Raw genomic sequence first — 12,929 nt, 5'->3', positions numbered from 1 at the left:
GCGTGGCTTCTGAGTCAGTGGGGGGTGGCACTCTGGCTCAACCTGGCTCTGGTGGTGCTGGGTCTGCTGAGCCCTCAGAAGGCTTTGACGCGAGCAGGGGTCATCCACGCGGGCCTTCTGGGCCTGCTGGTGTGGGGGGGGCTGGGGGGGCGGGGCTACGCGGTGGTAGCTGCCTATTTTTTAGTGGGAACAGCCGTAACCAAGCTAGGGATCCGGCGCAAGCAGGCGCAGGGGATCGCCGAAAAGCGAGAGGGGGCGCGAGGGCCGGAGAACGTCTGGGGATCCGCTTTGACCGGGGCAGGATGTGCGGTGGGATATGCTTTCTTCCCGCATCCCCTGTGGTGGTTGGGGTACAGTGCCAGCTTCGCGGCGAAATTGGCCGATACCGTCAGCAGCGAGGTGGGGAAAGCCTATGGCCGTAAGACCTTCTTAATCACCACCTTCCAGTCCGTGCCGGCGGGCACAGAAGGAGCTGTAAGCCTAGAGGGATCCCTGGCGGGAGTGGCAGCAGCGGCAGGGATGGCCGGGTTGGCCTGGGGGATTGGCGGGGAATGGGTAGGGGGAAGCCCATTTTGGCTGGGCATCTGCTGGCTGGCCGGGATCCTGGCCACCTTGGCAGAAAGCTGGATGGGAGTGGTGTTGCAACCCCGTTTGGCCTGGATGACCAACGAAGTCGTGAACGGCATTCAAACAACTTTGGCCGCTCTTCTGGCGGCAGGGCTGGGATCCCTTGTGGGCATCGGATCCTAGAAATAGGGTCACCATGAACTACCCCACCGTATAGGCAGATGGGGTTTCTAGTGCCCCATCCCCTTAACAGTGAGGTTTTTGTCCCTTCCTCTGTCCCAGTTGCTTCATAGACCCGCAGGTCTCTGAAGGAGTGCTGCAACATCCGAGACCAACGAGGCTGGTTCCCAACCCCGGTTGCCCGTTGACGGCAACGTTGTACATGACCATTACCGAACCACGGTCTCTATTGCCGTGCCACCGAGAACGGCCATACAAAGAAGTCAAGCCAGGGGGCTTGATCAAAAGGGGAGAAGCCCTCCCCTTTCGCTGACCAGAGCTCCCTTAGCGCAGGCCGCTGGGCTTATAGACCAGGAAGCTGAGCACTTGGCACTGCTTAATGTTGTCGAACCCCACCACGCGAATGAAACAGTTGGGGTAGGCGCTGCGGCAAGCCTGCACTTCGCTGAGCACCTCCTGGGGAGAAGTGGCGCTGAACAGGGGCAGCTTCCACAGCGTCCAATAGCGAACCGTTGGTTCAGAAGATTCGTTGAACTCTATGGCCGGGATGTAGCCCTGATCCAAGATGTACTGCACCTGCTTGATGATCTGCAGATCCGTCAGCGGCGGCAAGTAGGAGAGGGTTTCGTAGCGGCGCTCTTTCGGTAAGGTTTGCATGATGGGTATCACTCCGTTTCGGGTCTAGGGTTTTGTGGGGGGGATCCCGCTTCCGGGTGGGTAACGGGTAGGGATCCTGTTGCTGAGGTGATCCGTTCTAGATGATTGCGGCGGTGCTCCATGTTGGCTTGCTGGATGCCGGCTTTGGCCATTTCCGGCAGGTAATCGACCACCTCCGCAGCAATGTGTTCACGAACGGTCATGATGCGATAGGCCAACTCAGGACGCTCAGCCAGCAAAGCCCGCAGGTAGGCTTCCCCATCCTGAAGGTTTTGCCGAGCGGAGAACTGCTGTAGCCAAAGAGCCCTGGGGGGATCTGTTTCGCTCAGTTGAGCCAGCACCGTGCGCATCGCCTGATAAGTCAGGTAGCTGATCAAGGTCTTGGCGGTGTCTTTGGCGATCTGTTTCAGATCCATTGCCGATCCAGGGAGGGGGCCAGCAGGGCAAGAGAACCGTAGGGATCCCCTGCCCCCAGCAGATCTCTAGAGGGTGTCGACGGCCTTGAACTCGAACTTGATTTCCTTCCACAGCTCGCAGGCAGCCGCCAGCTCTGGCGACCACTTGGCTGCTTCCCGGATAATGTCGTTGCCTTCGCGGGCCAGATCTCGACCTTCGTTACGAGCTTGGATACACGCTTCCAAGGCCACCCGGTTGGCGGTTGCGCCCGGCGCGTTGCCCCAGGGGTGTCCCAAGGTTCCGCCGCCAAACTGCAGCACCGAGTCGTCGCCGAAGATTTCCACCAGCGCCGGCATGTGCCAAACGTGGATCCCACCGGAAGCCACTGGCATCACCCCTGGCATGGAAGCCCAATCTTGGGTGAAGAAAATGCCGCGGGAGCGATCGGCCTCTACGTAGTTTTCCCGCATGAGATCCACAAAGCCCATCGTAATGGCGCGGTCGCCTTCCAGCTTGCCCACCACCGTACCGGCGTGCAGGTGGTCGCCACCGGACATGCGCAAACACTTGGCCAACACCCGGAAGTGGATGCCATGGTTCTTCTGCCGGTCGATCACCGCGTGCATTGCCCGGTGGATGTGCAGCAGAATGCCGTTATCCCGGCACCACTTGGCCAGGCTGGTGTTGGCAGTAAAGCCGGCTGTCAAGTAGTCGTGCATGATGATGGGAGCGCCCAACTCCTTGGCAAACTCGGCCCGCTTGAACATCTCTTCACAGGTGGGCGCCGTTACGTTCAAGTAGTGGCCCTTGATCTCGCCGGTTTCCGCTTGGGCCTTGTGGACAGCCTCCATCACGAACAAGTAGCGATCCCGCCAGCGCTGGAAGGGCTGGGAGTTGATGTTTTCGTCATCTTTGGTGAAGTCCAAGCCGCCCCGCAGAGCTTCATACACGGCCCGCCCGTAGTTTTTGGCAGAAAGGCCCAACTTGGGCTTGATGGTGCAGCCCAGCAGCGGACGGCCATACTTATTCAATTTGTCCCGCTCCACCTGAATGCCATGGGGAGGGCCCTGGAAGGTTTTCAGGTAGGCCACCGGGATCCGCACATCTTCCAGCCGCAGCGCCTTTAGGGCCTTAAAGCCAAAAACGTTGCCCACAATCGAGGTGAGCATGTTGGTCACCGAGCCTTCCTCAAACAGATCCAGCGGATAGGCGACGAAGCAGAAGTACTGGTTGTCTTCGCCGGGAACCGGCTCGATGTCATAGCAGCGGCCCTTGTACCGATCCAAGTCGGTCAGCAAATCTGTCCATACCGTTGTCCAGGTGCCTGTCGAAGACTCAGCCGCCACAGCCGCCCCGGCCTCTTCGGGAGGAACACCCGGCTGAGGAGTAACCCGGAAACAGGCCAAGACGTCGGTATCCTTAGGCGTGTAGTCGGGAGTGTAATAGGTGAGTCGGTAATCCTTCACACCGGCTTGATAGCCGCTTTTGGATTGGGTTGCTGAATAGGCCACGTTGATCTCCCTCTGAACGAATCACAGAACCAGAAAATGCCATTCACGGATGCAACCAAGAGGAAAAAACCCAGGGCCAAAACTCAAGACCACCGAGTTTTCGTGAACGAACTCGCCCCACAACCGCGAGGCCAAAGTTGGGCCTTAAGACACTCTTCATCCCAGGGGATGGAAGCCCCAAACCCTTCTTTTCGAGTGCCTTCAATTGCTAGCTTGGACTCCCTGGACTTGCAAATCCAGTAGAAAGATTTTTATACAGTGCCTAAGCTAGAATCTCGGCAAACACAACTCTATATTGGTTTAATCCTAAGCTATCATCCGCAATAGTGGGCTGAACATTACTTTCTTTATGAGTTTGATTAGTTTGGTTAAAGTGAGTCCCGTTGCTGCCTGCCGAGAATACAGATTTCTTTGGCTTTCTTAATATCCTTCGGGTGGGATCCCCGGCCAAAACCAAAAGCTCCCTTCTTTGAGGGAGCAGAGCAAACCCACCCGCAGGGCCTGGACGGTCAAGAAACGGCTGCCAGGGTTGGCTGGGGTCTCTTGCTGATCACCTGGTCGATAAGGCCGTACTCTTTGGCTTGTTCTGGGGTCATGAAGTTGTCGCGGTCGGTATCTCGTTCGATGCGCTCTAGAGGTTGGCCGGTGTGGTAGGCCAGCAAGCTATTGAGGCTGTTTTTGATGAAGAGGATCTCTTTGGCCTGAATTTCAATATCGGTAGCTGGCCCCTGAGCTCCACCAAGGGGTTGGTGGATCATGATGCGGGCGTGGGGAAGGGCAATGCGCTTGCCTTTGGTGCCCCCTGCCAGCAGAAAGGCTCCCATGCTGGCAGCCAAACCAATGCAGATGGTGGAGACATCCGGCTGAATGTGCTGCATGGTGTCGTAAATGGCCATGCCAGCATAGACAGAGCCGCCGGGGGAGTTGATGTAGAGGTAGATGTCTTTTTCAGGGTCTTCGGACTCCAAGTAGAGCATCTGGGCCACAATCAGGTTAGCAATGTCGTCGTCCACCTGGGTGCCCAAGAAAATGATCCGATCCCGCAAGAGACGCGAGTAAATGTCAAAGGCGCGCTCGCCTCGCGCAGATTGCTCAATAACGGTGGGAATCATGCCAGTCCAAACGATGGGTCAGTCCTTACTAGTGTAGTCTAAGCCACCGGACGGATGCTTTGCTCAGGACGACTCACCGGCCCGCCTCCGTACGGGGCTCGATGGGGTGTGAGCCGGCTAGAACAGCAAAGAGACGGGGTGGTTATAGCGGGATCCCTCTTCTTCTGGGATGTGGAACGGGTCTGAGGTGTGGCTCTTTGTGATGTGGTGAGGTGAAGCCAAGATGGACGTGATCCCAGATGAACCGATTGTGATTGCCAGCCTGCTGAGCCTGGCTTTGCTGGGGATCTTGATTCTGAACTTGGCAGGGCGTGGGTCTGGGGATGCAGATTAAAAGGTTGACAAGCTTACTTATCCTTCTTTAGGATTAGGATCGCCTTGTCGGAGAGCGCCCCCATCGTCTAGAGGCCTAGGACACATCCCTTTCACGGATGCGACAGGGGTTCGAATCCCCTTGGGGGTATTGGGTCAGAGTTATAAGATGAAGCCGTCAACAGGGGATCCCTGGCAGCGGTGACACCTTACTCAGACTTTACTCAGAGAGGCTTTGCCGCCACAAACCACTCCAGATACAAGCTGGGAGAGCGGGTCATCTGGGATCCCCATACAAGCGGCATGGGCAGCCAGCCAACTGCCACTCCGTCGAGGGGGATCCCTCTTCCACCCTTACTCCTCAACAGGGGAAAAATCTCCAAAGCAGCGGCCTAGAAGGTTAGGCTTAGTTGTCCAATCGGCTACGGCTTGGGTTTGAGCAGACCTAGGGCCTGCCAGGATCAGGTGCTGGCCACCAGAGCTTCAGCCGGCGTGGCGGCGACCAACAGCTCATCTTTGATAAGCTCTGCCAGCTCCTGCAGTTGGCGAATCGCCTCTGCCCCTTCCAATTTCATAAGCTCCCGGTCATCCCGCATTTCTGTCCAGCTAATGGAGCATTCGGAAACCAAAAAGCGGATTAGGTGCCCCTCTCGTAAACTGACCATAAACGAGGCACTCTCGAAAGACGTACCACAGGTGTAGCAAGAGGCTGGGTAGCCCCGCTTCTCCAAAACGATGGCCAGAGCCTGCAAACTCATCACCAGATCTTGAACATAGCTGCGGTATTGTTCCGCCAACCGTGTGAACATCACACTCCTCCCTAACGGATTGGCACTTTTGGGGCTTAGCCTAGCTGCAAATGACCTAACTAGTAATTTATGCTTAGGGCTAGGATTACATCTATCATAACAATCGACAATCCCTCAAGGAAGTGATTAAGGCCACAGAGTAGGCAAGGTCTACCTCAGTGAAATGTAGTATTCAACACTTCTCTTAACAAAGACATCAAAGTTTACTCCGAGTCAACACTCTTATCGACTGGGATCCTCACTCAGTGCTCGCCCAGTCTTTTCTCAAAATGGCTCAGCGGCTGCTCGCGTCATCAGGACAGAGGGCGGAAAGTTGCCTCAAAGCTTTCTCCTGCAAGGGTTTCAACCATCGAGAAGCGGGACGTAGTCTTTTGACAAGAGGCCAGCGCGTTAGAGTGTCCAGTGGGCTAAGGCTTGCAGACGAATGGGGATTAAAGTAGGTTCCCACCCGGTTATGCTGAGAAAATTCTCGGCATGGACAATTGAGAAGGAACGGCTTGATGCTGACACCTGTTGATCTGGAAAAACGAGTGGCTTATTTGCAGAGTCCCCAAGCCATTCGGGATCGCTGTCGGTTGCTATTGGAAAGGGTTTTGGCCGGTGAATCAGAGCATTTTCGCCTCGACCTGAACCGGCTGGGATCCGTAGCCAACTATGTGATCACCACAATGCGGGCCCATTATCCCAACGGGGAAATTCCCTTCCACAGCCGCTGGCAACATTTTCAAGTGGGATCCGGGGAGCGCCTAACCCGTCTGGAAAATCGACTTAAAGACATGGATCCGCTGGAGCGGCTGCGATGCAAGTGGGATCTGGCCATCGTCAGCGTGTTGCTGGACGCAGGCGCAGGCTCTGCCTGGAAGTACTGGGATCCAGAAAGTCAGACGGTGGTGGGTCGTTCCGAAGGTTTGGCCTTGGCCAGTTTCGACTGGTTCTGGCAAGGTGGGTTTTCCAGCGATCCCCAGCAGCCTCTGCAGGTGGATGCGGCGGGCCTGGAGCGGATCACCTTGGCGGATTTGGCAGCAGCTTTCCAGGTGGGGCCGGAAAATCCTTTACTGGGACTGGAGGGGCGCTGGCAACTGCTGCAAAGGTTGGCACAAACTTTGCGGGCTCAACCTCATTACTTTGGATCTGGTCACAATCTTCCTCGTCCAGGCCGGTTGTGGGACGCCATCCAGCCTGAGGATCCCAGCGGTGGGATCGAGGCAGCACAGGTCTTACAGGCGGTTCAGAGGGGGGTTGGCCCCATTTGGCCTGGGCGAGTCTCGCTGGCCGGGATCCCTCTGGGGGATGTCTGGCCCTATCCCCACCTGCCCCAAACGGAGCCGGGGAGCCATTGGGTGCCTTTTCACAAGTTGTCCCAATGGATGACCTATTCCCTGCTGGAGCCGTTGCAGCAGGAGGGGATCCCAATCGGGGGTTTGGATGAGCTGACGGGTTTGGCGGAGTATCGCAACGGGGGGCTGTTTGTGGATTTGGGGGTGATCCAACTTAAGCAGCCGGAGATTGGTCAGCAACCGCATCCCCCAGATTCGACGGTGATTGTGGAGTGGCGGGCCCTGACGGTGATTTTGCTGGATCAAGTTGCCTCCTTAATCCGGGAAAGGCTTGGCTGCTCTGCCCAGGAGTTGCCCCTGGTGAAAATACTGCAAGGGGGAACCTGGACGGCAGGGCGGCAAATCGCTGCCCAGCTCAGGCCAGATGCTTCTCCCCCCATCCAACTGCTCAGCGATGGCACGGTGTTCTAAGAGGGGATGGGCAGGCCCCGAGTAATCCTTATGAAACTTCGCAGCAGCCGCATGGCCAGGTCGGGACGGGATCCCCAGTGCAGATGCAGGTACGAAGCGTGAAGGCGCTCGGTGGCCCATCCTTCCTGTTGAGGCTGGGCGGGGGATCCCCAGCCATAGATTGGGCTTGGGGAGATAGGGGTGCTGCGGGAGCGGTGAAATTCATGCCCGCGCAGGCGATCCCCGGCTGGGGCCAGCAGGGTTGGGCGCAAAACCGCAGCTTCGCGGTAGCCCAAACACAGCCGGTTGGCCATGTCTACTGTGATGGGCAACAGCCCGGCCATCGGGTAGGTCTTTCCCTGAAAATCGGTAAGGGATTGGCCCAGCACCATCAGTCCGCCGCACTCGGCGTAGAGGGGTGGGTGGGTGGGTGGGGGAGGTTGTTGGTTAATTCTCTCAGATAGAGGTGCTGCAAACAATTCCGGGAACCCTCCCCCCAGCAGCACGCCGTCGCAGGGCTCCGGTGGCCATAGCCCCACCTGGAGGGGGGAATACTCCAGCAGCTCGGCTCCACAGGCCCGCAACAGATCCAAGTTGTCGGCGTAGTAGAAGTTAAAGGCGTGGTCTTGGGCCACCGCCACCCGTACCTGTTCGCAGCGGCGGGGCGGAGTCCTTTCGGTGAGAGGGGGGATCCCTGGCCACAGCTCTCCTACCGCTGGAGGAAGCCTCCGAATGAGGGGCAATAGGCTATCCCAATTGACGTGTTGCTCGGCCAGCTCGGCCCAGGCAGCTTGCCAGTGGGGGAAGTGATCCAGTTCTGAGACAGGCACCAACCCCAGGTGTCGGCTGGGCAACCGCAAATCCTCCCGCCGGGGAAACTGGCCCAAGATTGGGATCCCTGCTGCAGCCGCTGCCTGCTGCAAGATTTGTCCATGCCGCTCCGAGGCCACCCGGTTGAAAATCACCCCAGCAATGGAGAGGCGGGGATCCCAGCGGCTCAAGCCGTAGAGCAAAGCGGCCACCGTCGTTCCCATGCCGCTGCCATCGATCACCAGCACCACAGGGATCCCGAGCAGGCGGGCCACATGGGCGCTGCTGGCAAAAAAAGGCTCCGTTCCGCCCTCGGGGAGGGGCAGGGATCCCGGCGCTCGTCCATCGAAGAGGCCCATTACCCCCTCCACAATGGCTCCATCCTTGCCCTGGCAATGGTGGCGAAAGCAGCGCTGCACAAAGTCCTCGTCGGTCAAGAAGGGATCCAAAGTGCGACAGGGGATCCCGCTCACCGCCGTGTGAAACAGAGGATCAATGTAATCCGGCCCCACCTTGAAAGGTTGGATGCGCAGGCCCCGTCGCCTCAGAGCGGCCAACAGAGCCAGAGTGATGGTGGTTTTGCCGCTGCCGCTTGCTGCCGCCGCCAGCAGAATGGCCATCTTTCCTGCCCAAGGGTTAGAACTCGATGCCGATTTGCGCCTTGATCCCCTGGTCACGGAAGGGATGCTTGACCAAAGTCATCTCCGTCACCAGATCGGCTCGGTCGATCAACGCTGCCGGCGCGCCCCGCCCCGTCAAGATCAGGTGAACCCGCTCCGGTTTCTCCGCTAGCCCGGCCAACACCCTGTCCGGCGAGAGATATCCCAACTTGAGGGCGACATTGATCTCATCCAGAAGCACCAACTGAAACTCCCCGCTGGTGAACAGCTCCCGCCCCTTTTCCCAGGCCGCCTGTGCATGGGCGATGTCTCGCTCCCGGTCTTGGGTTTCCCAGGTAAAGCCCTCTCCCATGGCGTAAAAAGCTATTTTCCCCAGGCCCAGCTCTGGATGCTCGGCCAATTTCCGCAATAGCTTGGCTTCTCCTGGATCCCAGGCCCCCTTGATAAATTGCACCACCCCCACCGACAATCCCTGGCCGAGGGCGCGGAAGATCATGCCGAAGGCAGCCGTGGTCTTTCCCTTGCCCTGCCCGGTGTGTACGATGATCAAGCCCTTGTCATCTCGCATGCCCGACAGACGCTGCCGCTGGATCTGCTGGCGTTTTTGCATTCTTTGGCGATGCCGCCAGTTTGGGTCGGCCTCTGCGCCCGGTGAAGACTCCGCACCGCTATCGCAAGCGTCCTCAAGTTCTGTTGTCGAGAGGGGTTGGGATCCGGAAGCCGGTGCAGGCAAGCCAGACAGGGCGGGTTGGGCCATAATCAAAAGGAATCGAGATTCGCCACACAGGCTGAGGGGAACTGCACCACTGGCGCGACCGTCGGGGCAAACCCAAGTTCCCCACAGTGAACCGCCTTTATCCTAATCCGGTTTCATTCGGCTGGGATATGAGAGAACCGGCTGCCGCTTTCCGAGATAGCCTGCTAATGTACTGCTTCATCTGGGCAGTGCTGGCAATAGGGTGTTTTCAAGTCTTGCCCCGCATCCAAGTCGTATCTGCCGCCGAGTTGCAACCGTGGCTAGCGCCCAGCTACTTTGCAGGTCTGGGGGGATCCCTATTGGCAGCCTTGGGATCCCTGTTGGCCATCTCAGCCGAAACGACGCCAAATCCTGCCGACAAAAAGCATCTGCACCGCTTGGCTTGGGGATTGGGGACAGTTGGCTTTCTCGGCGTTCTCTCCCCCCTGGGCTTGGCCGGCGCATTCTTTCTCAAAGCCGCTCAGGGGACAGACTGGTGGCAGGGTCTGTTTGGCTGAAGCCGCCCACAGCTTATTTTTTTGACAAATGGGCGGAGGTTGGGGGTACTATAGGGACAAGTTCCGTTCTTTATCCAGAGCAGACTGAGGGACCAGGCCCAATGAAGCTGCGGCAACCCGGCGGAAGCCTCCGCTACGGTGCCAATTCCTGCGGTTAGTCAGTAACCGAAAGATAAAGGCAATAAAGTTTTCTCTAGAGGATAGCCCTCTTTGTCGGGGGACTTTTCTGGCAACTTTATCCTTTAGCAGCTCCCATAGCTCTGGTCGCGGCAGCGGGGCAAGGCCTTCGCGGCAGTGCTGGTGCGTCAGCGGTGCAGAACGCTTGCTGGTTGCTGGGCCTTTCCTCTGGCTGAGTTGGGGCTGGTGCGGAGCACCTGGGGATCCCTGGTTGGCTCTTTCTCCGACGGATAATGAACGAGCGGGTGAGCCTTGTTTTTTGTTCAGGTTCTCAGTTCTAGCTTTTAAGGAGAAGGTTCGTTGTCCAAGTCGTTTTTGTTTTCCTCGGAGTCGGTGACGGAGGGGCACCCCGACAAAATCTGCGATCAGATCTCCGATGCCATCGTGGATGCCCTCTTGACGGCGGATCCCCTCAGTCGGGTGGCTGCCGAGGTGGTGGTCAATACGGGCCTGGTTTTGTTGACCGGGGAGATCACCTCGCAAGCGCAGGTCAACTTCACCCGTCTGGTGCGGGACAAGGTGGCCGAAATTGGCTATACCGATGCCAAGAATGGGTTTAGTGCAGAAAGCTGCGCGGTGTTGGTGGCTTTCGATGAGCAATCTCCCGATATTGCCCAAGGGGTGAATGTGGCCCTGGAAAGTCGCGGCTCCCAGGAAGATCAATTCGACTTGGTCGGGGCCGGGGATCAGGGGTTGATGTTTGGCTTTGCCTGCGATGAAACTCCCGAGTTGATGCCCTTGCCCATTAGCTTGGCCCACCGCCTCAGCCGCCAGTTGGCCACGGTTCGCAAAAACGGCACCCTGCCCTATCTGCGCCCGGATGGCAAAACGCAGGTGACTGTGGCCTATGAGGAAGGTCGCCCGGTGGGCATTCACACCCTGCTCATCTCCACCCAGCACACACCCACGATTGGCGCCATTACGGAAGAGGCGGCGGTGCAAGAGCGGATCCGCGCCGATCTCTGGGAGGCAGTGGTCACGCCGGTGTTTGCCGAGCTGCCCATCAAGCCGGATAGCCACACCCGCTTCCTTACCAATCCCACCGGCAAGTTTGTCATCGGCGGCCCTCAGGGAGATGCGGGCCTGACCGGACGCAAGATCATCGTCGATACCTACGGCGGCTATTCTCGCCATGGGGGCGGGGCCTTCTCCGGCAAGGATCCCACCAAGGTGGATCGCAGCGCTGCCTATGCGGCTCGTTACGTGGCCAAGAACATCGTGGCAGCTGGCTTGGCGCAAAAATGTGAAGTGCAGGTGAGCTACGCCATTGGGGTAGCCCGCCCCATCAACATTTTGGTGGAAACCTTTGGCACAGGGCGCATCCCCGACGAAGAGCTGTTGCGGCTGGTGCAGCGCCACTTCGATCTGAGGCCGGCAGCCATTTTGGCCCAGTTCCAACTGCGGGAGCTGCCCCGCCAACGGGGGGGACGCTTCTACCAAAATGTAGCGGTCTATGGTCACTTCGGGCAAACTCACCTGGATCTGCCCTGGGAGCGCACCGATAAAGCCGCTCTGCTGCGGGAGGAGGCTCTTGCCAAGGCGACTGCCCTCTTGGCCTAAGAGGGGATCACTAAGACGGCCTGCTGCCTCAATGCTTGCCCTGGTGCAGTTGCTTAACCAGGTGGGGTAGCTCCGGCAGGATCAGGCTGCGCATAGCCAGTTGCACGGCTGCTGGGGAGCCAGGCATGGAAAAGATCAAGCACTTTCCGTGGATCCCGGCGATGGCCCGAGAGGCGATGGCCCGACTGCCAATCTGGGCATAGCTGAGCTGGCGGAAGATCTCCCCAAAGCCGGGCAAGGTCTTCTCTAAGAGAGCCTCAATGGCGTCATAGGTGGTGTCGCGGGGGGCGATGCCTGTGCCGCCATTCAACAGGATCACCGGCAGGGATCCGGCCCAATCCTGAACCTGCTCTCGAATGAGCTGCGGTTCATCTCGGAGAATGCAATACCTCTCCACCCGGTGGCCGGATTCCTGGAGGGCTGTGCAGATGAACTGGCCGCTGTGGTCGGTTTCAGGGGTGCGTGTGTCGCTGACGGTGATCACCCCACAGGGCAAGGAGGCAATGTGCTCTGCACCGCTGTCGCGATCAAGGGGAAAGGTCATGGCGGGGATCCCTGAGGAAAAGGTGGCAAACCCATCAAGACTGTCCCTGAGGAGGCTCGGCAGGAGTTGGCGGGTCAACGACCATCTGCGGAATCTCCGGGAATGTGCTCTGCACCTCTGTCGCGAACGATGAGGACTCTGTCCCACCGGCACGAGGGGACTGGGCGAGCAGGCGGCGCAGCTTGGGGGGAAGCTCCTGCAACTGCTCCAACAACAAGTTTAGAGATATGGCCGGTTCTCGGGAAAACAGGGATCCTGCGAGGGGTACCGGCGGCAACGGAGAACAGGCAAGGGCAGCCGAAGCCAAAGAGCGGATCAGCTCCTGCTGCTCCTGCCAAAGGAACTGGCCGATTTCTGGGGGAAAGGTAAGATGAGGAGAGCCGCGACGCTGCCAAAGGCGGAGAAGCTGCTCCACAGAGGTGGCCTTGTACCGCCCCTGGTAGAGGGCTTCCAGCAAAGCCACCGGGATCCAACGGGCCGGGAACGACTGATCCCAGCGCTCCACCCAAACCTGGCCGGGTTGACCTTCCAGTTCAAACCCATAGTGCTCCAGAAAGGTGGCAGGATCCATCAAACCACCCTGGCCCAATGAAACTTAACCCCAAGCTAACCCAGAGGGACTGACGAGAAATCAGGCTCCTCTTTCCGGGATCCCTGAGGAAACTCTGGCTCAAGAATACCTCAACTGGCTTT

At 58.4% G+C, this 12,929-nt stretch carries 13 protein-coding genes, 1 tRNA gene and 1 riboswitch; of the genes, 5 read left to right on the top strand and 9 right to left on the bottom strand.

The window, feature by feature from the left end; all coding sequences use genetic code 11:
- The first annotated feature begins 9 nt into the window (after positions 1–9).
- Positions 10–750 carry a DUF92 domain-containing protein gene (locus NW849_RS03740; RefSeq protein WP_414355969.1) on the top strand — a complete coding sequence of 247 codons (741 nt, stop codon included), beginning with the start codon at positions 10–12 and terminating at the stop codon, positions 748–750.
- A gap of 321 nt (positions 751–1,071) precedes the next feature.
- Here NW849_RS03740 and NW849_RS03735 read toward each other — a convergent pair whose 3' ends face one another.
- The 4 genes from NW849_RS03735 to clpP form a co-directional block, all read right to left on the bottom strand.
- Complete coding sequence (locus tag NW849_RS03735; RefSeq protein WP_011434136.1) at positions 1,072–1,404, bottom strand: ribulose bisphosphate carboxylase small subunit; 333 nt, start codon at positions 1,402–1,404, stop codon at positions 1,072–1,074.
- A gap of 8 nt (positions 1,405–1,412) precedes the next feature.
- Entirely contained in the window at positions 1,413–1,820 is a 408-nt protein-coding gene (gene rcbX / locus NW849_RS03730; protein WP_414349604.1) for a RuBisCO chaperone RbcX, read from the bottom strand.
- A gap of 66 nt (positions 1,821–1,886) precedes the next feature.
- On the bottom strand, positions 1,887–3,311 hold the full coding sequence (locus NW849_RS03725; protein ID WP_414355962.1) for a form I ribulose bisphosphate carboxylase large subunit: 1,425 nt from the start codon (positions 3,309–3,311) through the stop codon (positions 1,887–1,889).
- 509 nt (positions 3,312–3,820) lie between these two features.
- Positions 3,821–4,423, bottom strand: coding sequence for an ATP-dependent Clp endopeptidase proteolytic subunit ClpP (gene clpP, locus NW849_RS03720; RefSeq protein ID WP_011434140.1), 603 nt, complete (start codon positions 4,421–4,423; stop codon positions 3,821–3,823).
- Between the two features lie 390 nt (positions 4,424–4,813).
- Between clpP and NW849_RS03715 the strand changes: the two genes are divergently transcribed.
- Positions 4,814–4,886 (top strand) — tRNA-Glu (locus NW849_RS03715).
- Positions 4,887–5,196: 310 nt separating this feature from the next.
- Here NW849_RS03715 and NW849_RS03710 read toward each other — a convergent pair.
- Positions 5,197–5,544 (bottom strand): DUF1815 family protein, encoded by a 348-nt coding sequence (locus tag NW849_RS03710; RefSeq protein ID WP_011434143.1) that lies wholly within the window; start codon positions 5,542–5,544, stop codon positions 5,197–5,199.
- Between the two features lie 500 nt (positions 5,545–6,044).
- On the opposite strand from NW849_RS03710, the gene NW849_RS03705 reads away from it, so the two are divergent.
- Entirely contained in the window at positions 6,045–7,292 is a 1,248-nt protein-coding gene (locus NW849_RS03705; protein ID WP_414355960.1) for a URC4/urg3 family protein, read from the top strand.
- On the opposite strand, the gene NW849_RS03700 is transcribed toward NW849_RS03705, so the two are convergent.
- Together NW849_RS03700 and cobO are read right to left on the bottom strand one after the other, a co-directional pair.
- Complete coding sequence (locus tag NW849_RS03700; RefSeq protein ID WP_414355957.1) at positions 7,289–8,701, bottom strand: cobyrinate a,c-diamide synthase; 1,413 nt, start codon at positions 8,699–8,701, stop codon at positions 7,289–7,291. The genes NW849_RS03705 and NW849_RS03700 overlap by 4 nt on opposite strands.
- Positions 8,702–8,717: 16 nt before the next feature.
- The gene (gene cobO, locus NW849_RS03695) at positions 8,718–9,311 is read right to left on the bottom strand and encodes a cob(I)yrinic acid a,c-diamide adenosyltransferase (protein ID WP_049749600.1); all 594 of its coding nucleotides are present in this window, start codon (positions 9,309–9,311) and stop codon (positions 8,718–8,720) included.
- Between the two features lie 275 nt (positions 9,312–9,586).
- On the opposite strand from cobO, the gene NW849_RS03690 reads away from it, so the two are divergent.
- Together NW849_RS03690 and metK are read left to right on the top strand one after the other, a co-directional pair.
- A complete protein-coding gene (locus NW849_RS03690; RefSeq protein ID WP_011434147.1) occupies positions 9,587–9,955 on the top strand; it encodes a hypothetical protein in 369 nt (122 codons plus the stop codon).
- A 67-nt stretch (positions 9,956–10,022) separates the two neighbouring features.
- Positions 10,023–10,134: riboswitch (SAM riboswitch) on the top strand.
- A 298-nt stretch (positions 10,135–10,432) separates the two neighbouring features.
- Positions 10,433–11,692 (top strand): methionine adenosyltransferase, encoded by a 1,260-nt coding sequence (metK, locus tag NW849_RS03685; protein WP_414329184.1) that lies wholly within the window; start codon positions 10,433–10,435, stop codon positions 11,690–11,692.
- A 28-nt stretch (positions 11,693–11,720) separates the two neighbouring features.
- On the opposite strand, the gene NW849_RS03680 is transcribed toward metK, so the two are convergent.
- Together NW849_RS03680 and NW849_RS03675 are read right to left on the bottom strand one after the other, a co-directional pair.
- Complete coding sequence (locus NW849_RS03680; protein ID WP_414344296.1) at positions 11,721–12,236, bottom strand: MogA/MoaB family molybdenum cofactor biosynthesis protein; 516 nt, start codon at positions 12,234–12,236, stop codon at positions 11,721–11,723.
- 34 nt (positions 12,237–12,270) lie between these two features.
- Positions 12,271–12,807: a hypothetical protein gene (locus tag NW849_RS03675; protein WP_414355955.1), complete on the bottom strand. Its 537-nt coding sequence runs from the start codon at positions 12,805–12,807 to the stop codon at positions 12,271–12,273.
- Positions 12,808–12,929 lie beyond the last annotated feature (122 nt).

This window comes from Synechococcus sp. R55.3, assembly GCF_047461975.1.
GTDB lineage: Bacteria > Cyanobacteriota > Cyanobacteriia > Thermostichales > Thermostichaceae > Thermostichus.
Note: the sequence above shows the minus strand (reverse complement) of the source record. Positions and strands in the feature narration are given on the sequence as shown.

Excerpts from the sequence above, each read along its gene's own strand:
- NW849_RS03675 (WP_414355955.1), bottom strand. The coding sequence starts at position 12,807 with ATGGATCCTGCCACCTTTCTGGAGCACTATGGGTTTGAACTGGAAGGT.
- NW849_RS03700 (WP_414355957.1), bottom strand. The coding sequence starts at position 8,701 with ATGGCCATTCTGCTGGCGGCGGCAGCAAGCGGCAGCGGCAAAACCACC.
- cobO (WP_049749600.1), bottom strand. The coding sequence starts at position 9,311 with ATGCAAAAACGCCAGCAGATCCAGCGGCAGCGTCTGTCGGGCATGCGA.
- NW849_RS03705 (WP_414355960.1), top strand. The coding sequence starts at position 6,045 with ATGCTGACACCTGTTGATCTGGAAAAACGAGTGGCTTATTTGCAGAGT.
- rcbX (WP_414349604.1), bottom strand. The coding sequence starts at position 1,820 with ATGGATCTGAAACAGATCGCCAAAGACACCGCCAAGACCTTGATCAGC.
- NW849_RS03735 (WP_011434136.1), bottom strand. The coding sequence starts at position 1,404 with ATGCAAACCTTACCGAAAGAGCGCCGCTACGAAACCCTCTCCTACTTG.
- NW849_RS03690 (WP_011434147.1), top strand. The coding sequence starts at position 9,587 with ATGAGAGAACCGGCTGCCGCTTTCCGAGATAGCCTGCTAATGTACTGC.
- clpP (WP_011434140.1), bottom strand. The coding sequence starts at position 4,423 with ATGATTCCCACCGTTATTGAGCAATCTGCGCGAGGCGAGCGCGCCTTT.
- NW849_RS03680 (WP_414344296.1), bottom strand. The coding sequence starts at position 12,236 with ATGACCTTTCCCCTTGATCGCGACAGCGGTGCAGAGCACATTGCCTCC.
- NW849_RS03710 (WP_011434143.1), bottom strand. The coding sequence starts at position 5,544 with ATGTTCACACGGTTGGCGGAACAATACCGCAGCTATGTTCAAGATCTG.